The sequence below is a fragment of the Stenotrophomonas sp. STEN023 genome (assembly GCF_056760135.1).
Genome location: NZ_JBRREF010000041.1, coordinates 17,922 through 41,138, shown reverse-complemented (window position 1 = coordinate 41,138; position 23,217 = coordinate 17,922). Strand labels below are relative to the sequence as shown.

The following is a 23,217-nucleotide window of genomic DNA, read 5'->3' as shown; positions in this document are numbered from 1 at the left end:
CCCCCCCCCCCCCCCCCCCCGCCCCCCGCCCGCCCCCCCCCCCCCGCCCCCACAAACCAAGCAAACTCAACCAGAACTCACACCAACTCCGCTGCCCCCACCACCCGCACGCCCGGCTGCGGATTCAATGCCGCCTCCACCAAGGCATCTGCAATCCGCGTGGCCGGATTGATCCGCCACGCGCGCGGCAGCACCGGTGCCAGCGCGCCCAGCACCACGCTGGCCAGATGCTCGCCGGTGCGACGTTCAGCACGCTCGCCGCCGATCAATCCCGGGCGAACCAGCGTCAATGAAGCAAACCCCAGCGCGCGCAGATCCTGCTCCAAGGCGCCCTTGACCCGGCTGTAGAACACCAGCGAGCGCGGATTGGCGCCAGCCGCCGAATTCAACGCGAATACCTCGCAACCGTTGCCGCGTGCCGCCTGCGCGATCGCCAGCGGGTAGCCATGGTCGATCTGCTGGAAGGCCTCGCGCGAGCCGGCCTGCTTCATCGTCGAGCCCAGCGCGCAGATCACCGCATCCACCTGCCAGTCCTGCGCCACGGTCGCCAACTCGGTGAAATCCAGCACCGGATTGAGCAGCTTGGCGGCGGTCAGCGGCAGCGCGCGGCGGGTGGGTGCGATCACCCCACTGCAGCGCGGCTCGGCCAGCAGCCGCTGCAGTACCTGTGCCCCGACCAGGCCGGTCGCGCCAGCCAGCAATACCCGCATGATGTCCTCCTCTGAGCGGCTGCCATTCAAGCCGGCTGCTACCTTGCCGATAATGGGGCTTGGACACCACTTCCGGTTGCGCACAGGCGCAGCCACAACCCGCCCGGACCCCTGCGCAATGGCCGACAGCCCCGACGACTCCTCCACCTCACGCAGCGGCGGGCTGGGCCGCATCCTGGCCCGGCGCAGCGCGCCGCAGGCAGCTGCGGCGGTCGAGGTCGTGGCCAACGGAGGCGGCGGCATGGCCATGCTGCAGCGCCTGTTCATCGGTGCCAACGCGCCGGAGCCGGTGTTGGCAGCCTTCGCCCAGGGCATGTGCACCCTACCCGGCGAGCTTGGCGACATGGGTCAGCGCCTGCACAGCGCCCATGCCGAGAAGGACTGGGAGCGCTACGGCCGTCTGCTGCGGCAGTTGATCGACAAATACATCCGCACCGTTGAGCTGGAAGCCTCCAACACCAGCAACAGCCAGGCCGAGCAGCTGCGCGACATGTTGCGCGACACTTTGGGCGCAGTATTGGCCAGCCTGATGCAGCAGTCGCCTGAACTGGAACAGCAGGCCCAGCGCATGGGCGAGGAACTGCGCAGCTGGCGCAGCGGCCAGCCGCTGCAGCCGGTGGCCATACATCTGCGGGAGCTCTGCCACCAGGTCGGCGTGCGCAGCAGCAGCCTGCAGGAGCAGCGCGACCTGCTGCTCAACCTGTTCGACATGCTGCTGGAGAACATCTCCGAACTGCTCGATGGCGACAGCTGGCTGCAGGGCCAGATCCGCTCGATCCGGCAGTTGCTGGCCGGGCCGCTGGATGCGAACTCGCTGGAGCAGACCCGCAACGACCTGCGCGAGGTGATTTACCGGCAAGGCCTGCTGCGCGAGGGCATTGACCAGTCCAAGCAGGCAATGAAAGACCTGATGGTGGACTTCGTGACGCAGGTGGACGGCATGGTCACCGAAACCGGCGAATACCACGACCGCATCGCCAGCTACGCCGTCGCCGTGCGCCAGACCCGCAGCATCTCCGACCTGACCCAACTGCTGCAGGACGTGTTGCAGGACACCGCGCGGGTACAGGAACAGGCCGCACGTGCGCGCGACCACCTGGCCAACGCCCGTGCCGAGGCCAAAGCCGCCGAACAGCGCGTGCAGCAGCTCGAACGCGAGCTGGAAGAAGCCGGCAGCCAGCTGCGTACCGATCCGCTGACCGGTGCCCTGAACCGACGCGGGCTTGAGCAGCAGCTGGGCGAATTGCTGGCCGACCACAGCACGCCGCTGAGCCTGGCCATGCTCGACCTGGACCACTTCGGCCAGACCAATGCCCAGCACGGCCATGCCGGCGGCGACCAGGCGCTGCGCCATCTGGTGGCGGTTATTCAGCAACGCCTGCGCGGGCGCGACTGCATTGCCCGCCTCGGTGGCGACGAGTTCGTGCTGGTGCTGCCCGGCCTCAACCGCGCCGCCGCGCTGGAAACCCTGCAACAACTGCAGCAGCAGATGGCGCAGCGCCCGTTCCTGCATGGCGACCAGCGCGTGCAGGTGCGCTTCAGTGCCGGCGTCGCCCAGGCCCAGCCCGGCGAAGCCCTGCAGGCCCTGCTGCAACGGGCCGATCAGGCCTTGTATGCAGCCAAGCGGGTAGGCCGCAACCAGGTCCTGCCGGCCAACTGAGCCAAGACCCGGACGGAAATCCGCCCGCGGCTGTGATATTTCCTGCGCTGGTGCGAATCACCTTGGCATGGACATTACCGCGACCGATCCCATCGCCGACCTGCAACAACGCTTTGCCCTGCTGCTGGCCCAGCACCAGGGCATCGTGCTCAAGGTTGCGCGTGGCTATTGCGCGCACCTTGAAGACCGCCGCGACCTGATCCAGGAGATCAGCACCCAGGCCTGGCGTGCCTTCCCGGACTTCGATCCGCAGCGTGCACGCTTCAGCACCTGGCTGTACCGCATCGCCCTGAACATCGCCATCTCGCAACTGCGCGGCCGCGAACTGCGGCGGCAATACCACAGCGATGTCGCGCTGGACGATGACCTGGCCGGTGTTGCCGACAACGCCGAGGACAACGCCAGCCTGGCCCAGCTCAACCAGCTGATACACCGCCTGCCGGCGCTGGATCGGGCCCTGCTGTTGCTGCACCTGGACGACTGCAGCCACCGCGAAATCGGCGAGGTGCTGGGCATCAGCGCCAGCAATGCCGCCACCCGCCTGCACCGGCTGCGCCAGCAACTGCGCAGCCAGTTCAACCCCACCGACACACGAGGCTGACCGCATGGAACTCGACGAACTCAAAACCGCCTGGGCACAGCAGGCGCAACGTATCGACCAGCTGGAAGTACTGGCCCTGCAGGCATGGCAGCAGCCACGCCAGGCCGGTGTGCGCCGTCGCCTGCGCTGGTTCAGCGGCCTGCAGCTGGGCTGGTTGCTGGTGTGGATCGCGGTCACCGTGCTGGCCGCCGGCTTCTGGATCGAGCACCGTCAGCTACCGCAGCTGCTGCTGAGCGGGCTGGCCCTGCATGTCTACGGCATCGCCGCGATCTGGGTCTCGGTCACCCGCGCCCTGCTTGCCGTGCATGTGGACATGGCCTCGGCACCGGTGTTGATCCAGCAGCAGCGCCTGGCGAAGCTGCGCCGCTTCACCGCGCTCAGCGAACTTGGCCTGGGCCTGCCGTGGTTCTGCCTATGGCTGCTGGCGCTGCAATGCCTGTGCGTGCAGTGGCTGGGACTGGACCTGTACGCGATGGCGCCGGCGTGGTTTGTCGGCACCCTGGCATTCGGCGTGGTGCTGATGCTGGGCAGCGTCGCAGCGGCACGTTGGGCGATGCGGCGCGTGCCAACGAATCATCGATGGCAGCGACTGCTGGACAGCCTGTCCGGGCAATCACTGGCCCGCGCGCAGCGGCAGCTGCAGGAGTTGGAGCAAGGTCTGCAGTGATTGCGACTGCAGTTGCTTTGTGGGAGCGGCGTAAGCCGCGAAGCTGGCAGACCTTCAGACATCAGCCTTGCATGCAGCCATAGCTGAAGTCGCTTGTATTTTCTGCTTCGCGGCTAACGCCGCTCCCACAATAAAGGCAAAAAACTGCGCTCAATGCGCGGTCTTCGCCCCGCGCATACGCTGGACCAGGGTCACCACGGTCAGTACCACTGCACCGATGATCACGCCTACCACCACGCTGCCCACCGCATTGGCCAGCCATTCCAGATTGGCCGGCGCCAGCCCGAGCACAAAGTGATGCAGGGCCGGAATCGCGTGCACAAGGATGCCGCCACCCACCAGGAACATCGCCGCGGTGCCGGCAATCGACAGGCCGCGCATCAACCACGGTGTGGCGTACAGCAGGCCACGGCCAAGCGCCGCCAGCGCGCGGCCCTTGTCCAGCAACCAGGCACCGATATCGTCGAGCTTGACGATGCCGGCAACCAGTCCGTAGACGAATACCGTCATGCCCAGCGCGATCACGATCAGGGTCGCCACCTGCTGTGCGAACGGCTGATTCGAAACCACTCCCAGCGACAGCACGATGATCTCCGCCGACAGGATGAAGTCGGTACGCACCGCGCCCTTGATCTTGTCCTTCTCGAACGCAACCAGATCCACCTTCTCATCAGCCATGGCCTTCAAGCGTTCGGCCTTGTGCGCGTCGTCCTCATCCTTGGAATGCAGGAACTTGTGCGCCAGCTTCTCCACCCCTTCATAGCAGAGGAAGGCACCGCCGATCATCATCAGCGGGGTGATCGCCCACGGCAGCCATGCGCTGATCGCCAGTGCCGCCGGCACCAGGATCGCCTTGTTGACCAGTGAGCCCTTGGCCACCGCCCACACCACCGGCAACTCCCGATTGGCGCTGACGCCGGTCACCTGCTGGGCATTCAGGGCCAGATCGTCGCCGAGCACACCGGCGGTCTTCTTGGCGGCAACCTTGGTGAGGATGGAGACGTCATCCAGCAATGCAGCAATATCGTCGAGCAGGGCAAACAGGCTGGCTCCAGCCATGGGTCACCGTCAGGTCGTGGGACAGGGGAAAGAGGGATTCTCACTCATTCGTGGCGCGATCGGGATATCCGGCCACGCATTCACCCACCTGCAACCCGGCTGCGGCCACACTGCACCTGTGCCACCACGGAGATACCCGCTTGATGGAACCGACCAGCAGCGATGCCCCGACCACCGTCGGCGGCAACAGCCGACGCCAGCAGATCGTGCGGCTGCTGCTGCGCTACCGTAACTCGGGGGTGTTCTCCGGCATCTCGCTGGATGGCGAAATCCCGCGTCTTGGCCGGCCACCGGCGGCCGGCAATCCCACCCAGTTCGTCGCCGACCTGGAAGCGCTGGGCACCACCTTCGTCAAGCTCGGACAGGTGCTGTCGACCCGCCCGGACATGATTCCGCCCGAGTACGTGGCCGCGCTTGAGCGCATGCAGGAACAGGTTGCGCCGATCCCGGTCGAGCAGATCCGCGCGGTGATCGAGGACGACCTCGGCGCACCGGTCAGCAAGCTGTTTGCCTGGTTCGACCCGGAACCGTTGGGTTGCGCCTCCATCGCCCAGGTCCACCAGGCCGAGCTGCATGACGGGCGGCAGGTCGCCATCAAGGTGCAGAAGCCCGATATCGCTGCCCAGCTGCGTTCGGACATCGGCGTGCTGCGCAGCTTCGCCACCGCCGCCGACCACCTCACCCGGGTTGGTCGCAAGGTGCGCTTCTCCGACTGGCTGGGCGAGTTCGCCAAGACCCTGCGCATGGAACTGGACTATGAAGCCGAGGCCGCCAACCTGGCGCGCTTCGGCCAGCATCTGGCGCCGTACCCGGAGCTGTGGGTACCACAGCCGGTCTGGGACCTGTGCGGGCGCCGGGTATTGACCATGGAGCTGGTGCACGGCGTGCGTGTGGATGCCATCCCGCAGGTACGCCGCACCGAGCAGTCGATGGTGCCACTGGCCGCCGCACTGGTGCGTGGCTACCTGGACCAGATCTTCGTACACGGCGAGATCCACGCCGACCCGCACCCGGGCAATCTGCGGGTGACGCCGGAGGGCCAGCTGGCGATCTTCGACCTGGGCATGGTCGCGCATGTACCGCCACGGCTGCGCCAGCGCCTGCTGAAAGTGCTGTTCGCTGCGGTGGACGGCCGCGGCGAGGAAGTGGCCGATGAAATCATCAGCATCAGCACCCGGCTCGAGGACTACGACGAAGAGCGCTATCTGCGTGAGACCGGGCAGATGATTGCCCGCTACGCCGCCAACGGCACCCTGTCCGAAGGCCACGTGGTGCTGGAGATCGTACGGATCGCCACTGCCAGCAATCTGCGCACACCACCGGAACTGAGCCTGCTCGGCAAGGCCCTGCTCAACCTGGAAGGCGTGTGTCGCTTCCTCGCCCCCGAAATGAAAACCCGGCGTGTGGTGGAGAAGCAGCTGCAGCACGTGATGCGCGCGCACTTCCGCAAGTCGCTGTCGGCCGCCAATCTGGCCAGCGAGGCGATGGAAGTGCAGCAGCTGCTGCGCAACGGTCCGCGACGCATGTCCGACATCCTCAGCCTGGTAGCTGAAAACAGACTGCAGATGAAGGTGACCGGCCTGGATGAATCGCGCTTGATGGAGAACATCCAGAAAGTAGCCAACCGCATCGCGGCAGGTTTGATCACCGCTGCACTGCTGCTGTCATCCACCTTGCTGATGCGGGTACCAACACGCTGGACGCTGCTGGGTTATCCGGCCTTTGCGATGCTGCTGTTCCTGCTCGGTGTATTCATCGGTATGGGGCTGATCGTCAGCTCACTGCTGTTCGATCGCCGCACCAGAGCGCGGGCACGCGAAGAACGCGGCCACCGCTAAACACAAGCGCATCGCTATAGCCCGGGTAAACGCAGCGCAGCCGGGGCCACGCCCATCATGCACCCGCGCGATGACAGCGCCGCCGCACGTAAGCTGCATTGCTTCGATCGTTGCCATCCCGGCTGCGCTGCGCTTACCCGGGCTACGTGACGTCGCTTAGACGTACTGACGCGAGTAGGCGCGAACATCGATAAATCAGCCTGAAAAGCACACTTTCTCACCCTGTCTCACGGCCTGCATCACGCGCGAAACCCCGTGACCCTTTGATGGTGAATACGACAGCGCTGTCCAAACATTTCAGTCAGGTTACGGCAGGCAAGATCCAGTTGCTTCGCCGCATCGCCCATACAGCGTGCCTGCCAAGCGCCGACGGCCGCAGCCGTTGACCCTGTCTCCGCTACCCACGTGACCGCATGCATTGGATCATCTGGCTGTCTCTGGCAGCACTGTTCGTATTGTTGATGTTGTCACCCACCCTGGCCCGGTTGAAGGCAGGCCTGTTAGCGCTGCTGTTGCTGGCACTGAGCAGTTGGTGGTTGATCGACAAACTCAGTGGCGATGGCATCAATTCCGCCACGCTCTACCACCTGCGCAGCGACATGGAAGGCGCCGGTGTTGGTGACTTCAGCGCCTACATCATCGGCTTCATCGGCCTGGTACTGCTCTCGCTGACACCGTTGCTGCTGCTGCGCATGCGCCGCCTGCAACTGCCACGCCATGGTCTGCCGGTATTCGCTGGGTTCGCGGCGCTGCTGCTGTCCACGCTGATGCTCAGCCCCTTGTACGCCGACGGCAAGCGCATCTACCTGCAGATGCAGCCGGTGGACTACAGCGCGGTAGCGGGCGAATACCAGCTGCCATCCAAGCCACTGGCACAGCGGCCCAACATCGTCTGGATCTACGGCGAGAGCCTGGAACGCACGTATTTTGACCAGAGCGTATTCCCTGGCCTGATGCCCAACCTCACCCGGCTTGCCGCTGAAGGCCTGGATTTCCGCAACATCGCCTCCGCCGACGGCAGCGGCTGGACCATCGCCGGCCTGGTGTCGTCGATGTGCGGCGTGCCGCTGACCACCGCGCAAGGCGATGAGAACAGCATGGGTCGGATGGGCCGCTTCCTGCCCGAAGCCTTCTGCCTTGGTGACTATCTGAAGCAGCAGGGCTATAGCAACCACTACATGGGCGGTGCCAACGGGCAGTTCGCGGCCAAGGCCGACTTCCTCAACTCGCACGGTTTTGACGACGTGCGCGATCTGGAATGGTTCCAGCAGCAGAACATCGCCAAACGCCATTTCTCCAATTGGGGCGTGCACGATGACGTGCTGCTGGAGCGTGCCTACGCGCGTTTCCTCGAGCTGTCCGCAAGCGGCCAGCCGTTCATGCTGACCGCCTTGACCATGGACACCCACCATCCGGCCGGGCATCTGCCAGTGGCCTGCAAGAACACGCGCTATCGCAGCGCACACGGCAACATCGGCCTGCTCAATGCGCTCAAATGCAGTGATCGGCTGATCTCGCGTCTGGTCGATCGCATCCGCAGCAGCGAGTTCGCCGACAACACGCTGGTGGTGGTGGCCTCCGATCACCTGGCCATGCCCAATGACCTGAGCCATGTGCTGGAAAAGCAGAATCGCGAGAACCTGCTGCTGTTCCTGGGCAACAAGCTGCAGCCGCGGCAGATCGTTGCCCAGGCGGGCACCACGCTGGACTCTGGCGCCACCGCGCTGCAGCTGCTGGATCCGGCGATCGATGCAATCGGCTTTGGCCGCTCGCTGTTGAAGCCTGCCCCCGCGGCCAGCGCCAGCGTCGCGGCGACCAGCGGTGATACGAAGACTTACGCACGCTATAGCGCGTTCGCACGCTCACTGTGGCTGGGCGAGCAGACCCGCATGCTGCGGCTGGACGAAGACCAGGTGCTGGTCGGCGTGCAGAAGGTGCAGCCGCCTGTGCTGCTGGAATACGACCAGCAGTGGGACCTGAAATCGGTGTACCTGGAGAACACCTCGCGCAAGTTCGAGGAAGCCGATCCGCAGCATCGACTGGCCTATGTGGATCGCTGCACTGCGTTTGAAGATGGCTCGGCAGACGGCCAGTGGTGCGCGCTGCTGCTGGACAGTGATCAGGGCATGCGCCTGTACCGCGATGCACAGTTGCGCCGTGGCATCGCCGTGGATGCGCCGCTGCAGGCCTTCAGCGGGCCGCGTCCCAGCGTGCGCCAGTCCCGCATGATCAGCCGCCAGCCGCGTCACACCAGCCCCGGTCAATACGTGCTGGAGCTGTATGCCGCGCAGCGTCCGCAGCGCGGTTTCTGGGTGGAAGCGGTGGCGTCCAAGCGTAACGTGGTGGTGGCCCAACAATGGGTGCAGCCCGATGCCGATGGCCGCATCCGCATGCCGTTGGGCGTGGACCAGGAGATCGACGACCTGGAGATCCGCGCCTGGTTGAATCACGCCGAACAGCTGGCCGTGGACGACTATGCGCTGGTGCCGACCAGCGAGCATCCAAGGTCGTAACGCTGCTGCATTTGTAGGAGCGGCGTCAGCCGCGAAGCTGGCAATGCTCAATCGATATTGCAGCCGCAATCTGGCGGACCATCAGCTTCGCGGCTTACGCCGCTCCTACAAATCATCTGTAAAGCCCCTGCCGAGCATGGCTCGGCACTACCTAGGCTTGCGGGGGATCGCGTACCAGGTGGATGTCGGTCGGGGTGGACAGGGCGATGCCGGCAGCTGCAGTCTGTTCCAGCAGGGCGAACAACACCTCGCTGCGGGTGCCGTATACGCTTCGCGACGATGACACATAGGCGAAGCTGTTCACCGCCACCTGGCCGCCGCTGATCGAATCAATGAAGAATGACGGCGCCGGATCGATCAGCACCGTTTCATTGGCGGCATAGATCCCCAGCAGCAATGCCCGCAGCTTGCCCATGTCGGTGCCAAAGGGCACCGAGAACTGCACCTGGATGCGCCCCAGCGCGTTGGCCATGGTCATGTTGCGGATGGTCTTGGTGATCAGTTCCGAGTTCGGCACGATCAGCGTGGAACGGTCACCTACCTGGATCTCGGTGGAGCGCACCGAGATGCGGCGGATATCGCCTTCCTGGTCGCCGATCTTGATCCAGTCACCAATTTTCACCGGACGCTCGGCCAGCAGGATCAGGCCGGAAACGAAGTTCTGGGTGATCGCCTGCAGGCCGAAACCAATACCAACCGACAGCGCGCTGGCCAGCAAGGCCACCTTTTCAAAACCAATGCCCAGCGCTGCCAGGGCCCACAAAGCAGCCAGCACGATGCCCAGATAGTGGGCAACGGTGCTGATCGAATTACGCGCACCAATATCCAGTTCGGTCTTGGGCAGATAGGTATCCACCAACCAACGCTGCACCACCCGCATCAGCGCAAGGCCCAGCACCAGCACCAGCACCGCGCTGATTATCGAGCCGGGCGTCAGCAGGTTGCCGCCGATCCTGATGCCGGCCGACAGACGTTCCAGCCAGCCGTACAGGGCGCTGACATTGCCGAACGGTGCAACAAAAGCGGTGATGCCCAGCATCACCAGCGCGAGCCGTGAGGTGGCCGACAGCAACACACCGGCCTGTTCCAGGCGGCTGGCGGACAAGCCGGTCGACAGCCGCAGCATGCGCCCAGCAGCACTGTCCGGTGCCAGCAGCCACAACGCGAAATCATCGGCGAAGCGCGTCAGCAAGGTGGTCGCCAGCACGATCACCGTGCCCCAGACCATCTGCTGGGCGGTGAACATGGCGAAGTTGAGGTAACCCAGCAAGGTCGCCACCAGCGCGGCGAAGATGCTCAGGTAGCCGCCCAAGCGCGCCACGATCAGCCAGCCACTGCGCGGTGCCCGCGGCGAGCGGCCGCTGCTGGTGCTCTCCGCTTCTGCCTGTGCGGCCGCTGCCGCGCGGCGTCGATGCAGGCCGGCCAAGGTCGCCAGCATGCTCATGATCAACACCACGTAGGTCAGTGCGATCAGGCCATCCAAAGTCACCGTGCCAACCGCCGAGGTACGCGCCGCGCGATTGACATCGCGCAGCAGCATGGTCAGCCAGGTCAGGCTGGCCGCACCCCAGGCAAAGCGTCGCAGGCGGGCGGCAGCGACATCATCGATGTCCAGCAGGCGCCAGGTCGGCCGCGACGGCACCAGCAGGCTGGCCGCCACCGCACCGATGAAGGCCGCCACGAAGGTGGCGACAACGAACATGTCGGCCACCGATTCCAGACGCGGTGCGATGGCATCGATTGCCCGCAGGCTGGCCACCAGTACCGTCGCCGCCAACCCGGGCAGCAAGGTGCCGACCAACAGCAGCCACACCGCAAGACCGGTACGACGCAGGCGTCCGTCCGGGGCACGTTCGGAAGCGGCGTAGCGCCGCCCAAGGTGACGCAGCCAGATGCGCAACGGGAACAGCATCAGCAAGGCCAGCGAGGCACCCAGCAACGGCATGCCCCAGCCCTGCTTGCCGGCTGCCTTCAGCAGGGCATCGTGCGCCTGCCGGTACAGTGATTGGAACCGCGCAAGATCATCCGGCACATGCTCACCGAATTCCCGCCACAGTGCCGGCGACAACGGCGAGGCCACCTTGCGCCCCATCTGCTCGCCAAACTGCTGGGCGCGCATCTTCTCGATGGCTTCGCTGGCCTGCTTGGCATCCTCGGCAAGCAGCTTGCCGCGCTTGATGTCGGCATCGATCTGGCTGCGCTGCTGATCCAGCAATTTGCGCTGGCGGGCAATGCCAGCCTCTTCGCCAGCTTCGGGGGCCGGCCCCAGCTGCTCGATGCGGGCGTCGAGCTGGGTCAGCTCCGGCTGCAGTGCGGCAACGCTGGCCTCGGCCTCGCGCTGCGCCTGGCTGGCACGTTCGGCCAGGGTTTTCAGGGTTTCCGGCGCGTCGGCATCGTTGACTGCGCGCTTGACCGCCGCAACTGTGCGCGAGGCCTGTTCGATACGGGTCTGCGGGCTGATGTCGGCAGCCGCAGCGTCGGGCGCGGCCCAGGCCACATTGCTGGTAGCCAAGCCGCCGAGGCTGACCAGGAAAACAAACAACAGCGCGCGCAGCGGATGCGCAAAACGTTGGGCAAGCAAGGCGGGGCACCGGATCGCGCGGACCACCGCGCCTGCCGGGAACTATATGTCAGAGCGCGTTCACATCCTGCAAAACCGCGCCCGATCTTCAGTATTCCAGCGCCAGCTCGACGATGTGGTGACGGTTGAGCTCATAGATTTCCTGGAACTCATCCTCGGTCAACTCGCCCGGCGCGTAGATCGCCACCGGCTCCCACACCTGTGTGGTCGGCTGCGGCTGGCGTGGACCTGCACGCAGGCAGAAACCCTGCCCCTCGTACTCGACCACCTCCGGCAACTGCTCCCAGCGCTCGCGCGCATAGCGGTTCTGCCCCTTGAGCAGGATCACGACAAACATGGAGAACTCCTGTTTTTCGGACGTCATCAGCCTAGCGCAGCCAGGTTTTCCCGGCGCGAAGAAGCACCACCGCTGATGGCAGCGATTCAGTGAATGGCAAATCAACCTGCCCGGCACAGTCCCTTAACCGGCGCTGGCCTATAGCTGTGGCCCCGGCGCAGCAAGCGCGCCACCGCCGAAGAGGTCAACCATGACGCAACACTCCTCCCTGGCAACCGTTCCGCATGTGGACCTGCAGCGCTATCTCGGCACCTGGTATGAAGTGGCGCGCCTGCCGATGCGCCACGAACCCGAGGATGCCACCGACATCAGCGCCCACTATTCGCTCAACGATGATGGCAGCGTACGCGTGCAGAACCGCTGCCTGCACAACGGCAGCCTGGAAGAATCGATTGGCCAGGCAACTGCAGTCGATGACAGCAACAGCAAGCTGGAAGTCAGCTTCCTGCCCGAGGGCCTGCGCTGGATTCCCTTCACCAAGGGCGACTACTGGATCCTGCAGCTGGATTCGGCCTATACCACTGCGCTGGTCGGCAGCCCCGACCGCAAATACCTGTGGCTGCTGGCACGCCTGCCGCGGATGGACGCCACCACCCGCGATCATTACATCGCCTATGCGCAGCAGCAGGGCTTCGACACCAAGCCCTTGATCTACACGCCACATACCGGCCACCCCACCGGCTGACAGCCGCTGCAGCGGCGAGCGGAGGCGCGCATGGACCTGAAGAGTGGCTACCCGTTCTGGGCCATCAAGAATGGTCTGCTGCATGCCTTCCCGCCGTTGCTGCAGGACCTGCGCTGCGAGGTGGTGGTGATCGGCGGTGGCATCACCGGCGCGCTGATCGCCGATGAACTGGTGCAGCACGGCCATGAGGTTGCGGTCATCGAACAGCGTGATATCGGCTGGGGCTCGACCGCCGCCAGTACCGCGTTGCTGCAATACGAAATCGACACGCCCTTGCGCGAGCTCGCCAAGCGCTATGGGCTGGATGCGGCATTGCTGGCTTACCGCGCCTGCGCGCAGGCCATCGATGAACTGCAGGCGCTTGCCACGCAGGTGGATGACGTCGATTTCCGCAATGCGCGCAGCCTGTACTACGCCAGCCATCGCCGTCACCTGCGGCCGCTGCTGGAGGAGTTCGAGCTGCGCAGCCAGCACGGCTTCGCGGTGGACTGGCTGGACGCCGAGGGCGTTGCCGGAGAATTCGGTTTCAACGCACCCGGCGCGATCCTCAGCACACCAGCGGCAAGCATGGACCCCTACCGGATGAGCTACCGGCTATTGATGCGGTTGCTGGCGCAGGGCGCGAAGATCCATGACCGCTGCCGCATCAACGCCGTCGAAACCAGCACCCAGCGGCTGCATCTACGCACCGCCGATGGCCTGCGCATCGAGTGCAGGCATCTCATCGTCGCTGCCGGCTATGCGGCACAGCATTGGCTGCGGCAACGCGTGGCGCGCAACCGCAGCAGCTATGCCTTCGTCACCGAACCGTTGTCGGCAGACGCGCTGGCCCAGCTGCGCGATACCCTGCTGTGGGAGACCGCCCGCCCCTACCTCTACCTGCGCACCACCGCCGACCAGCGCCTGCTGGTCGGCGGCGAGGACGATGCCATCGACCTGCCGCTGCGCCGCGATGCGCGGGTGGATCGCAAGGCGCAGCGGCTGGTGGCGAAGGTCGGCAAACTGTTCCCGCAGCTGGCGATGACGCCGAGCTTCGCCTGGGCAGGCACCTTTGCCGAGACCGAGGACGGCCTGCCGTTCTTCGGTGCGCACCGGCAATGGGGGCCGCGCGTGCACTTCGCCATGGCTTACGGCGGCAATGGCATCACCTATTCGATGCTGGGTGCCGGCCTGATCCGCGCCGCCATCGAGGGCCGCCGGCACCGCTTGGCGGAACTGTTCTCCTTTCGGCGCCTGGCCTGAAAGTTCCCCGCCAGCGACAGTTATCGACAGCCATCGTTCAAGGCTTTTCTGTTAGCGTCGGTGTTGCCCGCCAGCAAGGCGTGGCCCCAGTTCCGGAGCGCCTGCAACATGATCCGCACATCCCTGCTCGCCGTCCTGTTGTTGGCCCCCGCCGTTGCCATGGCGCAGGATGATGCCGCCAGCGCTGCCGGCGGCCTGGACCTGAGCGTGCCGCAGGCACCAGTGCGCTACCTGGGCGACACCTACAAGGGCGACGCACCGGGCACTTATTACGGCGACCACAGCGGGCGCGGCCTGGCCAAGAAGGACAGCAGCCCCGGCGCCGAGGTGATGGACGACAAGCTGCAGCTGCATGGCACGGTCAGCGCCGGCATCGGCTATTCCAAGGCCTACGGCAACAGCAATTGGCAGGCCGTGGACCTGAACCTGGGCAAGAACTACAACACCGACGAGGGCGAAAGCCGTCGGGTGAACCTGAACATCCATATGAGCAAGAGCGAAGGCCCCGGCCCCTATGGCTACGGCCCGGGCCCGGGTTTTGGCCCAGGCCCCTGGGGCGGCTGGTAAGCCGCCCATATCCAGCTGAGCGGCTGGTAAGCCGCTCCAATCTTGCCGAGCGGCTGCCAAGCCGCCCAAGCCTCTGCAAGCGGCTGCACAGCCCATCCCACGCCGCCTAGCGGCCGGCGTGCATCCACAGGCAATCCAGCGCATCCAGCGCGATATGCACCAGCAGGCCGATGCCGAACAGGCGGGTGCGCTTGGGCAGGGTCAAACCCGCATAGAGCACGATGGCCGGCGCGGTATGCAGCGGGTGGAAGCCGATGCTGCAGCGGTTTGGGGCATAAATCGGGTCGGCCAGCAGGTGGTCCAGATCGATCACCCAGCCCAGCAGCAGCAACAGCCAGGCCTTGCCGAACTGGGGCCGCCAGAACAGCCAGGCCAGCAGCGCCGGCACCGCCACATGCAGGCACAGGTGCAGGATCGCGCGTGAACTCATTGCTGGCCCGCCAACGAAAACGCGACAAACCGAGCCCTGGCGGGCCTGACCGGGACAACTGCGGGAACGTGCATGCGGGCGGACTTTGCTGAACCAGCCCCGATTGTAGGCCGGAGCCCCGCCGGTGCGGCGTTACACTATGCCCCCGCCGGCAGTTCCGCCGCGGTGGTTCCGGAGTGGCAATGATCAACAACGACGTACTGCGCAGCATCCGCTACATGCTCGACCTCAGCGACAGCATGGTGGTGGATACCATTCACCTGGCCGATTCCAACTTTGAAGTGGATGCGGCACAGGTGCACGATTTCCTGCGCAAGGACGACGAGCCGTTGTTTGAAGCCTGCCCGGACGCGGTGCTGGCACGCTTCCTGGACGGTTTGATCTACCACTACCGCGGCCGCGACGAATCGCAGCCGCAGCGTCCACCGGAAAAGCGCATCACCAACAACATCGTGTTGAAGAAACTGCGCGTGGCCTTCGAGCTGAAGGACATGGACATGCATGCGATCTTCGAGGCCGCCGGCTTCCCGATGTCCAAGCCTGAGCTGTCGGCACTTTTCCGCCAGCCGGACCACAAGAACTACCGCGAATGCGGCGACCAGGCCCTGCGCAACTTCCTCAAGGGCCTGACCCAGCGCGTGCGGCCGGCGTAAAGCGACTGTGGGATGTGGGAGCGACAGCTCCCTTGTGGGAGCGGCGTAAGCCGCGAAGCTGACAATGCATGCGCGCGCCGGAGATTCTCTTCGGCCGGTATGGTGTTGACCGCTGCTTCGGAAACAACTGTGGCTTCGCGGCTTACGCCGCTCCCACAAGGGGTACAAAAGCCAGACGCGCCCCGCGCGGCCTGACGTTTACAGAATCCGGTAAACCCGCGCCTTCGGCAGGTCTTCGTCCACCTGCAGGAACCAGCGCCCGGCGATGCCCGGGATCACTTCGATTTCCGGCGACTGCAAGGCAGTGCGCAGGCGCATCTGACCCTTTAGCACCTTCCATTGCTGGCCGTTCGCCAGCACGAACACCGTGCCCGGCTCCCAGCCCTCCACCGTTCCCTGCACGCTGCTGTGCACAGGGCCTTCCTCCAGGCCGATCTGCATGGGCGCAGGTGTGGGTGTGGCGGCAACTGCTGTGACCGGCACGGTTTCGCTGAGCATGCGGTTGAGCAGCTGCAGCTGCTGTGCGCTCAGGCCGACCTGCTGCAGCTGTTCGGCGCTCAGGCGCTGCTCCAGCGGCAGGTAGTCGCGCTGCTGGCTCCAGGCCAACGGGGTTGTCAACAACAGCATTGCGGCGAGCAGCAGGCGGGTTTTCATTCTCAAGGTCCTTCCGGCCGATGCCGGTTGAGGCGCACTTTGCTGCAGTTTGGTTGCAGTGGTGTTACAAGCAATTTTGGGGCTGCTTGCTAAAAGCTTGCCCTCACCCCAACCCCTCTCCCGTAAACGGGAGAGGGGCTATTGCACTACGAGTGCAAGCAATGCAAGCCCCTCTCCCGCCTGCGGGAGAGGGGTTGGGGTGAGGGCAAGCTCTTAGCTAAGAACCTAAACGACAGGCAAAAGAAAAGGCCCGGCATACCCGGGCCTTCCTTCGCAGCGTCACGCCAAGGCGTCAGCGCGTATTACCAGCTGAAGCGCGGACCCACGGTCCACTGCTTGTCACCGTTGTTGAACATCTTGATGTCGCCATTGATGCCCCAGTTCTGGTTCAACTTCACCTGGCCACCGAGACGGCCGTAGAAATCGCCTTCCGGGCTGATGCCGTGCTTCTTGCTGAAGTCTTCGTAGCCAGCCATTGCATACACTTCGGCGTGCTTGCCGAATGCGGTGCGGATGCCGGCTTCAGCGCTGTAGCCGTTGAAGTCCAGGCCCTGGGCGAACTTTTCGTCGTACTTTTCGTAAGCAGCGCGAGCGACGAAATCGGTGGTCGGGGCGATTTCCTTGTTGAAGCCGGCGCCAACGCGCCACTGCTCGATATCAAGGTTGGTGTGCGAGATTTCCTGGCGGGTGTATTCGCCGAAAGCGTGGAAGTTCGGCAGGAACCCGTAGGAACCCTTTACGCCCCAACCTTCTGCCTTGCCGTCGGCCGAGGTCTTGGCGTAATCGGCTTCTGCATAGTTGTAGGACAGGCCGTCGGCGGCCGAAGCGGCGAACGGGAGGGCGGCAACCAGCGCCAGGGCAATCAACGAAGTCTTCATGGGTACTACCTCTGCATTACTGAGCTTGATGGCACGACAGCAAACAGCTGTCTGCGTCCGGATGTAAGTTTTCCGTTAGACGCCCCAACAAACCCTGAAACCACGCACGCAACAAAACAGCGATTTTAGGCTTGTATTCAGCCTGTTTCTGGCACGCGCGGCGCGCGCGCACTTCGCATTCCATTCATTTACGCAAATGCGCGCAAGAATCAGCGTGCGCGTTTGCCCGCCGCAACGCCGCCAAACGTGGTTGGCAATGCCGTGTCATGCAGCGGTACGCCGGTCTCGATGTCGCGCAGGATCGGGCAGTCCGGGCGGTCATCGCCTGCGCAGCAACTGGCCAGCGCCTGCACCGTTTGCACCATGTCCTGCAGCTCGGCGATGCGTTGCTGCAGCACCTGCACGTGCTCCAACGCCATCCGTTTCACATCGGCACTATGCCGTGAGCGGTCGCGCCACAGTTCCAGCAGCTCGCCGATGCGCTCCACGCTGAAGCCCATGTCACGCGAGCGCTTGATGAACCCAAGCGTGTGGATGTCGCGCGCCGTATACACGCGGTAGCCCGCATCGGTGCGCGCCACCGGCCCGACCAGGCCGGTTTCTTCGTAGTAGCGGATCATCTTGGCGGAGATGCCGCTGGCCTTGGCGGCCTGGCCGATGTTCATGCCTTCATCCATCATCATCGCTCCTCAAGCCTCGCTCTGTGGTGCACGGAAACGCTTCAGGCGCAGCGCGTTACCCAGTACGAATACCGACGACAGCGCCATCGCCCCGGCCGCGAACACCGGCGACAGCAGGATGCCCCAGACCGGATACAACACACCGGCCGCGACCGGAATCAAGGCGGTGTTGTAGGCGAAGGCCCAGAACAGGTTCTGGCGGATATTACCCATCGTCGCCTTGCTCAGCGCGATGGCATTGGGCACGCCCTGCAGGCTGCCCGACATCAGCACCACGTCGGCGGCCTCGATCGCCACATCGGTGCCGGTGCCGATCGCCAGACCGACATCGGCCTCGGCCAGTGCCGGCGCATCGTTGATGCCGTCGCCGACATAGGCCAGGCGGCCGTGGCTGGCCTTGAGCCGGCGCACCGCGTCGACCTTGCCTTCGGGCAGCACTTCGGCAACCACTTCATCGATGCCGAGCTGGCGCGCGATCGCTTCGGCGGTGCGGCGGTTGTCGCCGGTGATCATTGCCACCTTCAGGCCCAGCGCGTGCAGGCTGGCGATGGCGGCGCGGGTGTCGTGCTTGATCGGATCGGAGACCGCGATGATGGCTGCCAAGCGGCCATCCAGCGCCGCGTACAAGGGGCTCTTGCCCTCTTCGCCCAACCGCTGCGCATCGGCAGCGAACACTGCCACGTCCAGGCCAAGTGTCTGCATGAAGCGATCCGCACCCACTTCCACCCGCACGCCATCCACCTTCGCGCGCACGCCGTAGCCGGTTACCGATTCGAAGGCATCCACGGCCGGCAACTGCAGGTTTTCCTGCTGTGCGGCAGTGACGATGGCGCGGGCGATCGGATGCTCCGAGCGGTCTTCCACTGCTGCCACGCGTGCCAGCACCTCGCTGCGCTGGAAGCCTGCTGCCAGCTGCAGGTCAGTCAACAGCGGGCGGCCCTCGGTCAGCGTGCCGGTCTTGTCCACCGCCACCACCTGCGCTTCCTTCAACAGCTGCAGTGCTTCGCCTTTGCGGAACAGCACGCCCAGTTCGGCACCACGGCCGGTGCCGACCATGATCGAGGTTGGCGTGGCCAGGCCCATCGCACACGGGCAGGCAATGATCAGCACCGCCACCGCATTGACCAGGCCGAAGGTCAGCGCCGGGTCCGGCCCGAAGATCAGCCATACCGCGAAGGTCAGCGCCGCCAGGCCCATCACGATCGGCACGAACACCAGGGTGATGCGATCGACCAGGGTCTGGATCGGCAGCTTGGCACTCTGCGCCTGTTCAACCAGGCGGATGATCTGCGCCAGCACGGTCGCTCCGCCCACCGCGGTGGCACGCACGCCCAGCGCACCGGTCTGGTTGACGGTGCCGCCGATGACGTTGCTACCCGGCGCTTTCTGCACCGGCACCGGCTCGCCGCTGATCATCGACTCGTCGACGTAGCTGTCGCCGTCGATCACCTCGCCATCCACCGCAATGCGCTCGCCCGGGCGGACTTCAATCACATCACCACTGGCGATCTGCGCGAGTGGCAGTTCGACTACGCCACCATCGCGACGCACGCGTGCAGTCTTGGCCTGCAGCTTGAGCAGGCGCTTGATCGCCTCGGAGGTACGGCCCTTGGCCTTGGCCTCGAGCACGCGGCCGAGCAGGATCAGGGTGACAATCACCGCCGCCGCTTCGTAATAGACATTCACCGTACCGGCCGGCAGCAGGCGCGGCAGGAAGGTCGCCACCAGCGAGAAGCCAAACGCGGCCAAGGTGCCCACTGCCACCAGCGAGTTCATGTCCGGCGCGGCGCGCAGCAGCGCCGGGATGCCCTTCTGGTAGAAGCGGCGGCCCGGGAACACCAGTACCAGCGTGGTCAGCACGAACTGCAGCAGCCAGCTGTTCTGCGTGCCCAGCGTGGCGGCGATGAAGTGATGGAAAGCGGGCACCAGATGCCCGCCCATTTCCAGCAGGAATACCGGCAGGGTCAAGGCCGCCGCCAGCCACAGGTCGCGCTTGAGCACGCGCAGCTCATCGGCATGGCGCTGCGCCTGCTGATCCTCGTTGCTGCCGGCGCTGCCGACCATGCTTGCCGCATAGCCAGCCTTCTCGATCGCCGCCAACAACGCGGCAGGATCGGCTGTGCCCTGCACGCTGGCGCGCTCGGTGGCAAGGTTGACGCTGGCCGACTGCACGCCCGGCACCGCCTTCAGCGCGCGTTCGACGCGGCCTACGCAGGACGCGCAGGTCATGCCTTCGATCAGCAGCTCCTGCGCGGCCGGTGCGCTGACCTCGTAGCCAGCCTTGTGTATCGCCTGCACCAACGCCTCGCGCGGCACGCTGCCGTCGGTATGAACGCTGGCGCGTTCAGTGGCCAGGTTGACGCTGGCCTGGGTGACCCCGGGGATGGCCTTCAACGCACGCTCGACGCGGCCCACGCAGGACGCGCAGGTCATGCCTTCTATCGTCAGGTCTTCGCTGCTGGGGCCGGGCGTGTGCTTGCCTGGGCTGGCGCTGCTGCTCATCGGCGGGTCTCCATTTCAATGAATGCAGCCACCTTAAAGCTTCCAACGATGGGAGGGTCAAGCGTGGATCGGGCGCTTGACCTTGCCATCATGGGAAGGTCCACGCTGTGTCCTCCCCAATGGAGAAACCCGATGAAACTGCATATCGAAAGCATGAGCTGCGGCGGCTGCGCCCGCAGCGTCACCGCCGCGCTCAAGGCCGTGGACCCGGCCGCCACGGTCGAGATCGACCTGCCCGGCAGGAACGTGACGATCGAATCCAGCCAGCCGCTGGACAGCTTCACCAAGGCGCTGGAAGACGTCGGCTTCCCGGCGAAGTAACACCGCATTCATGCGTTGTGGCTTGTGGGAGCGGCGTAAGCCGCGAAGCTGATGGATCTCCGGCGCATGGAATTGCCGGATCGCCATGGACCATCGGCTTCGCGGTTTACACCGCTCCCACAAAACCATCAGCCTCGAACTCCCTCAGCGCGCGCGTTTCCACACTTCGCGCTCAACCCGGCGCTCGCCGTCCCAACGCTCCAAAGTCCACACATCGCCTTCCAGGGTGTAACGGAAGCTGTAGCTGCCGCCGTTCTCCAGCGGATACGAGGCCATCAACGGCGTCTCCACGTACTGCCCCTCGCCGCTGCGGTAGGTACCGGAGCCGCCAGCCCAGAACTTGCCATCGCTGGTGGTGGTGAACGCAAACCGGCCATCGGCCAGGACCTTGCTGCCGGCCAGCTTCTGGCTGGCGTAATCCACGACCGCCCCTTCCGGATTGATGAACTCCCCGGACTGCAGTTGCCATGCGCCCTGCAGGCCATCGGCGCCCTGCGCGCTGGCAGCGCCCAGCATCAATACAGCGGTGGCGAAAGAACGCAGCATCATCGGCAACTCCTGATCGGCACGGGCCCGCATTGTGCGCATCGCCGCTGCCTTGGCGCCATTACCGGTTCATTGGCAACCTTTGCCGGGGCGCTATCATTGCGGCATTACAGCAATCAACGGCGGCCACCTCGTGCAGACCCTACTCACCCCGGTATCGATTGGCGAACTGATCGACAAGATCACCATCCTCGAAATCAAGGCCGAGCGCATCACCGATACCGCCAAGCTGGCCAACGTCCGCACCGAGCTGCAGGGCCTGTGGCCGCTGTGGCTGTCGCAGCAGGAAGCACGCCCGTCACTGAGCGTGCTCAAGGACCAGCTCAAGGCGATCAACGAGCGCATGTGGGAAATCCAGGACCGCCTGCGCGAGAAGGAAGCGGCGCAGGATTTCGGTGCCGATTTCATCACCTTGGCGCGCGGCGTATACGGCACCAACGGCGAGCGCATCGTGGTCAAGAATGAAATCAACCGCGTGGCCGGTTCGGCGCTGGTTGAAGAGAAGCAATACCAGGGCGAGTAAGCGCCCTGCTCCCTCCCTTTCGCGTAGCGAAGGGGAGGGTTGGGGAGGGGTGCTCCTGGCAACAACCGCAACGCCTCAAGCCCCCCCCCCCTCCCAACCTCCCCCTTGGCTGCGCCAAAGGGGAGGAGCGGAGCGCGCGACGCCACCCTACTCCCTCCCTTTCGCGTAGCGAAGGGGAGGGTTGGGGAGGGGTGCTCCTGGCAGCAACCGCAAAGCCTCAAGCAAAACCCAACCCCCTCCCAACCTCCCCCTTGGCTACGCCAAGGGGGAGGAGCAGAGCGGCCACCTTCCGCGCTGCCATCCAGCGTGCAGCTGTTGCTCCAATGCCCTCAGAACGCCAGCTGCGCCCACAGGCCAGCTTCGTGGCTTTCCTTGCGGCTGCTCGCCGTTTCCTGCGTTACCTGCTTGCCTACTGCCGCCAGACGCAGGTACTTGTTCGGTTTCCACTCCACACCGACCATGTGATAACGCTCGCGGTTGAGCGGATTGATATCCAGGCTCATCCGGGTTTCTTCGTGACGGGTGAACACGGCGTACTGCGGGCTCATCTGGTAGCTGCCCCATACCGACCAACCACGCTGGTCGTCGCTGCCTGGCTTGACCACGCGGGTCCAGTCCTCGGCATAGAAATACTGCGCGCCAATCCTGCCGCGCTCGCCAACCCAGCTGGCCATCGCATTCCAGCGCTGTGCGGTGTGCTCGCGCGGCATGTCACCGGAATCCAGTGCACGGGTACCGCGATAACCGCCCAGTGCCAACTCCACGCCCTTGGCCGCTGCCCAGCCGACCCGCACTTCGACGTCCGGGTGATCACCCAGGCGCGGCTTCTGGTAGCCACCGCCGGTAACCACCGAGGCGGCGTACGTGAAGTCACCGCGGGTGTACTGGCCGTGCACGCCGTAATCGGCCGCATTGCCCATCTTGCTGCGGGTGATCAATGCACCGTCGACATAGCGATAACCATCACGTGCCGACTCCTGCTGGATCCACGGCAGCGGCGCATTGCCCAGCCGCAGCCAGTTGCCCTTGCCGAAGCTGCGCTGCAGGTAGGCATGGCGCAACCACACGTCGGTGGGGTCGCTGTTGCGCAGCCACTGCACGTCGGTGGTCACCTGCGCCGTCCAGTTCTGGTTGAAACGATGATCCACGGTGATGAAGGTACGCTTCAACTCCATCGCCAGGCCTTCATCGTCGGTGGTCACACCGTCGCGATCGAGCTGGCTGGCGTTGATGAATATCTGCGCCGACACCTTGGTGGCCGGCGTTGCGTCCTGTGCCCAGGCCAGTGCTGGCAGGCAAAGTGCGGCAAGCGCGGTGGCCAATGCATTACGGGAAACACACTGCATCACAACTCTCCTGATGCCAGCCGCAGCTGGCGGTACACGGTCAATCGCCTGCACCGCAAGCCGCTGTCGTAGCGCCGATGATCGGCCCTGGCGACACAGCCCGGTAGTGCATGCGGGGAACAACGCCCGTCCGCCATCTGCGAGCGCTGGGACGCAAGCGCCTGGTCAGGACGTGTTTCAACAAGGAAGCCCTCAGGTAGCCATGCGGCGTTGACGCCGCCAGC

General features: G+C 65.0%; 22 protein-coding genes. 11 read left to right on the top strand and 11 right to left on the bottom strand.

The genetic code is table 11. From position 1 onward, the window contains the following. Positions 1-77: 77 nt before the first annotated feature. Entirely contained in the window at positions 78-710 is a 633-nt protein-coding gene (locus tag ACVOLV_RS12855; protein ID WP_481554739.1) for an NAD-dependent epimerase/dehydratase family protein, read from the bottom strand. A 118-nt stretch (positions 711-828) separates the two neighbouring features. On the opposite strand from ACVOLV_RS12855, the gene ACVOLV_RS12850 reads away from it, so the two are divergent. The 3 genes from ACVOLV_RS12850 to ACVOLV_RS12840 all read left to right on the top strand — a co-directional run bounded on the left by ACVOLV_RS12850 (position 829) and on the right by ACVOLV_RS12840 (position 3,638). After that, positions 829-2,370, top strand: coding sequence for a GGDEF domain-containing protein (locus ACVOLV_RS12850; protein WP_481554738.1), 1,542 nt, complete (start codon positions 829-831; stop codon positions 2,368-2,370). Positions 2,371-2,437: 67 nt separating this feature from the next. Further along, a complete protein-coding gene (locus ACVOLV_RS12845) occupies positions 2,438-2,971 on the top strand; it encodes an RNA polymerase sigma factor (protein ID WP_481554737.1) in 534 nt (177 codons plus the stop codon). 4 nt (positions 2,972-2,975) lie between these two features. After that, positions 2,976-3,638 carry a hypothetical protein gene (locus ACVOLV_RS12840; protein WP_481554736.1) on the top strand — a complete coding sequence of 221 codons (663 nt, stop codon included), beginning with the start codon at positions 2,976-2,978 and terminating at the stop codon, positions 3,636-3,638. 150 nt (positions 3,639-3,788) lie between these two features. Here the strand turns inward: ACVOLV_RS12840 and ACVOLV_RS12835 are convergent, their stop codons facing one another. Then, positions 3,789-4,697: a DUF808 domain-containing protein gene (locus tag ACVOLV_RS12835; protein ID WP_481554735.1), complete on the bottom strand. Its 909-nt coding sequence runs from the start codon at positions 4,695-4,697 to the stop codon at positions 3,789-3,791. A 143-nt stretch (positions 4,698-4,840) separates the two neighbouring features. Between ACVOLV_RS12835 and ACVOLV_RS12830 the strand changes: the two genes are divergently transcribed. Continuing rightward, positions 4,841-6,535 carry an ABC1 kinase family protein gene (locus tag ACVOLV_RS12830; RefSeq protein ID WP_481554734.1) on the top strand — a complete coding sequence of 565 codons (1,695 nt, stop codon included), beginning with the start codon at positions 4,841-4,843 and terminating at the stop codon, positions 6,533-6,535. Positions 6,536-6,948: 413 nt separating this feature from the next. After that, positions 6,949-9,048, top strand: a complete 2,100-nt coding sequence (locus ACVOLV_RS12825) for a phosphoglycerol transferase I (RefSeq protein WP_481554733.1) — start codon at positions 6,949-6,951, stop codon at positions 9,046-9,048. A gap of 151 nt (positions 9,049-9,199) precedes the next feature. Here the strand turns inward: ACVOLV_RS12825 and ACVOLV_RS12820 are convergent, their stop codons facing one another. Next, on the bottom strand, positions 9,200-11,590 hold the full coding sequence (locus ACVOLV_RS12820; RefSeq protein WP_481554742.1) for a DUF3772 domain-containing protein: 2,391 nt from the start codon (positions 11,588-11,590) through the stop codon (positions 9,200-9,202). Positions 11,591-11,717: 127 nt separating this feature from the next. Continuing rightward, positions 11,718-11,966: a hypothetical protein gene (locus ACVOLV_RS12815; protein ID WP_481554732.1), complete on the bottom strand. Its 249-nt coding sequence runs from the start codon at positions 11,964-11,966 to the stop codon at positions 11,718-11,720. A gap of 190 nt (positions 11,967-12,156) precedes the next feature. Between ACVOLV_RS12815 and ACVOLV_RS12810 the strand changes: the two genes are divergently transcribed. The 3 genes from ACVOLV_RS12810 (at position 12,157) to ACVOLV_RS12800 (ending at position 14,460) form a co-directional block, all read left to right on the top strand. After that, entirely contained in the window at positions 12,157-12,651 is a 495-nt protein-coding gene (locus ACVOLV_RS12810) for a lipocalin family protein (RefSeq protein ID WP_481554731.1), read from the top strand. Positions 12,652-12,681: 30 nt separating this feature from the next. Beyond that, positions 12,682-13,893, top strand: coding sequence for an NAD(P)/FAD-dependent oxidoreductase (locus tag ACVOLV_RS12805; protein WP_481554730.1), 1,212 nt, complete (start codon positions 12,682-12,684; stop codon positions 13,891-13,893). 108 nt (positions 13,894-14,001) lie between these two features. Continuing rightward, positions 14,002-14,460 carry a hypothetical protein gene (locus ACVOLV_RS12800; RefSeq protein WP_481554729.1) on the top strand — a complete coding sequence of 153 codons (459 nt, stop codon included), beginning with the start codon at positions 14,002-14,004 and terminating at the stop codon, positions 14,458-14,460. 106 nt (positions 14,461-14,566) lie between these two features. On the opposite strand, the gene ACVOLV_RS12795 is transcribed toward ACVOLV_RS12800, so the two are convergent. After that, positions 14,567-14,890 carry a DUF6122 family protein gene (locus ACVOLV_RS12795; protein WP_282271453.1) on the bottom strand — a complete coding sequence of 108 codons (324 nt, stop codon included), beginning with the start codon at positions 14,888-14,890 and terminating at the stop codon, positions 14,567-14,569. Between the two features lie 182 nt (positions 14,891-15,072). On the opposite strand from ACVOLV_RS12795, the gene ACVOLV_RS12790 reads away from it, so the two are divergent. Continuing rightward, positions 15,073-15,543: a YehS family protein gene (locus ACVOLV_RS12790; protein ID WP_481554728.1), complete on the top strand. Its 471-nt coding sequence runs from the start codon at positions 15,073-15,075 to the stop codon at positions 15,541-15,543. 198 nt (positions 15,544-15,741) lie between these two features. Here ACVOLV_RS12790 and ACVOLV_RS12785 read toward each other — a convergent pair whose 3' ends face one another. From ACVOLV_RS12785 to ACVOLV_RS12770, 4 genes are all read right to left on the bottom strand, one after another. Further along, positions 15,742-16,197, bottom strand: a complete 456-nt coding sequence (locus ACVOLV_RS12785) for a hypothetical protein (protein ID WP_481554727.1) — start codon at positions 16,195-16,197, stop codon at positions 15,742-15,744. A gap of 302 nt (positions 16,198-16,499) precedes the next feature. Continuing rightward, complete coding sequence (locus tag ACVOLV_RS12780) at positions 16,500-17,075, bottom strand: OmpO family porin (RefSeq protein ID WP_303748602.1); 576 nt, start codon at positions 17,073-17,075, stop codon at positions 16,500-16,502. 209 nt (positions 17,076-17,284) lie between these two features. Next, the gene (gene cueR / locus ACVOLV_RS12775; protein ID WP_481554741.1) at positions 17,285-17,740 is read right to left on the bottom strand and encodes a Cu(I)-responsive transcriptional regulator; all 456 of its coding nucleotides are present in this window, start codon (positions 17,738-17,740) and stop codon (positions 17,285-17,287) included. Between the two features lie 24 nt (positions 17,741-17,764). After that, entirely contained in the window at positions 17,765-20,257 is a 2,493-nt protein-coding gene (locus ACVOLV_RS12770; RefSeq protein ID WP_481554726.1) for a heavy metal translocating P-type ATPase, read from the bottom strand. Positions 20,258-20,389: 132 nt separating this feature from the next. Between ACVOLV_RS12770 and ACVOLV_RS12765 the strand changes: the two genes are divergently transcribed. Then, positions 20,390-20,578 (top strand): heavy-metal-associated domain-containing protein, encoded by a 189-nt coding sequence (locus ACVOLV_RS12765; RefSeq protein ID WP_481554725.1) that lies wholly within the window; start codon positions 20,390-20,392, stop codon positions 20,576-20,578. 144 nt (positions 20,579-20,722) lie between these two features. Here the strand turns inward: ACVOLV_RS12765 and ACVOLV_RS12760 are convergent, their stop codons facing one another. Continuing rightward, positions 20,723-21,127, bottom strand: a complete 405-nt coding sequence (locus ACVOLV_RS12760; RefSeq protein ID WP_481554724.1) for a hypothetical protein — start codon at positions 21,125-21,127, stop codon at positions 20,723-20,725. 130 nt (positions 21,128-21,257) lie between these two features. On the opposite strand from ACVOLV_RS12760, the gene ACVOLV_RS12755 reads away from it, so the two are divergent. Next, positions 21,258-21,647, top strand: a complete 390-nt coding sequence (locus ACVOLV_RS12755) for a DUF6165 family protein (RefSeq protein ID WP_481554723.1) — start codon at positions 21,258-21,260, stop codon at positions 21,645-21,647. A 329-nt stretch (positions 21,648-21,976) separates the two neighbouring features. Here the strand turns inward: ACVOLV_RS12755 and ACVOLV_RS12750 are convergent, their stop codons facing one another. After that, positions 21,977-22,993 carry a hypothetical protein gene (locus ACVOLV_RS12750; RefSeq protein ID WP_481554722.1) on the bottom strand — a complete coding sequence of 339 codons (1,017 nt, stop codon included), beginning with the start codon at positions 22,991-22,993 and terminating at the stop codon, positions 21,977-21,979. Positions 22,994-23,217: the final 224 nt, after the last annotated feature.

Excerpts from the sequence above, each read along its gene's own strand:
- ACVOLV_RS12780 (WP_303748602.1), bottom strand. The coding sequence starts at position 17,075 with ATGAAGACTTCGTTGATTGCCCTGGCGCTGGTTGCCGCCCTCCCGTTC.
- cueR (WP_481554741.1), bottom strand. The coding sequence starts at position 17,740 with ATGAACATCGGCCAGGCCGCCAAGGCCAGCGGCATCTCCGCCAAGATG.
- ACVOLV_RS12840 (WP_481554736.1), top strand. The coding sequence starts at position 2,976 with ATGGAACTCGACGAACTCAAAACCGCCTGGGCACAGCAGGCGCAACGT.
- ACVOLV_RS12855 (WP_481554739.1), bottom strand. The coding sequence starts at position 710 with ATGCGGGTATTGCTGGCTGGCGCGACCGGCCTGGTCGGGGCACAGGTA.
- ACVOLV_RS12795 (WP_282271453.1), bottom strand. The coding sequence starts at position 14,890 with ATGAGTTCACGCGCGATCCTGCACCTGTGCCTGCATGTGGCGGTGCCG.
- ACVOLV_RS12850 (WP_481554738.1), top strand. The coding sequence starts at position 829 with ATGGCCGACAGCCCCGACGACTCCTCCACCTCACGCAGCGGCGGGCTG.
- ACVOLV_RS12830 (WP_481554734.1), top strand. The coding sequence starts at position 4,841 with ATGGAACCGACCAGCAGCGATGCCCCGACCACCGTCGGCGGCAACAGC.
- ACVOLV_RS12810 (WP_481554731.1), top strand. The coding sequence starts at position 12,157 with ATGACGCAACACTCCTCCCTGGCAACCGTTCCGCATGTGGACCTGCAG.
- ACVOLV_RS12750 (WP_481554722.1), bottom strand. The coding sequence starts at position 22,993 with ATGCAGTGTGTTTCCCGTAATGCATTGGCCACCGCGCTTGCCGCACTT.
- ACVOLV_RS12805 (WP_481554730.1), top strand. The coding sequence starts at position 12,682 with ATGGACCTGAAGAGTGGCTACCCGTTCTGGGCCATCAAGAATGGTCTG.
- ACVOLV_RS12800 (WP_481554729.1), top strand. The coding sequence starts at position 14,002 with ATGATCCGCACATCCCTGCTCGCCGTCCTGTTGTTGGCCCCCGCCGTT.
- ACVOLV_RS12765 (WP_481554725.1), top strand. The coding sequence starts at position 20,390 with ATGAAACTGCATATCGAAAGCATGAGCTGCGGCGGCTGCGCCCGCAGC.
- ACVOLV_RS12785 (WP_481554727.1), bottom strand. The coding sequence starts at position 16,197 with ATGAAAACCCGCCTGCTGCTCGCCGCAATGCTGTTGTTGACAACCCCG.
- ACVOLV_RS12825 (WP_481554733.1), top strand. The coding sequence starts at position 6,949 with ATGCATTGGATCATCTGGCTGTCTCTGGCAGCACTGTTCGTATTGTTG.
- ACVOLV_RS12815 (WP_481554732.1), bottom strand. The coding sequence starts at position 11,966 with ATGTTTGTCGTGATCCTGCTCAAGGGGCAGAACCGCTATGCGCGCGAG.
- ACVOLV_RS12835 (WP_481554735.1), bottom strand. The coding sequence starts at position 4,697 with ATGGCTGGAGCCAGCCTGTTTGCCCTGCTCGACGATATTGCTGCATTG.
- ACVOLV_RS12790 (WP_481554728.1), top strand. The coding sequence starts at position 15,073 with ATGATCAACAACGACGTACTGCGCAGCATCCGCTACATGCTCGACCTC.
- ACVOLV_RS12760 (WP_481554724.1), bottom strand. The coding sequence starts at position 21,127 with ATGATGCTGCGTTCTTTCGCCACCGCTGTATTGATGCTGGGCGCTGCC.
- ACVOLV_RS12845 (WP_481554737.1), top strand. The coding sequence starts at position 2,438 with ATGGACATTACCGCGACCGATCCCATCGCCGACCTGCAACAACGCTTT.
- ACVOLV_RS12770 (WP_481554726.1), bottom strand. The coding sequence starts at position 20,257 with ATGAGCAGCAGCGCCAGCCCAGGCAAGCACACGCCCGGCCCCAGCAGC.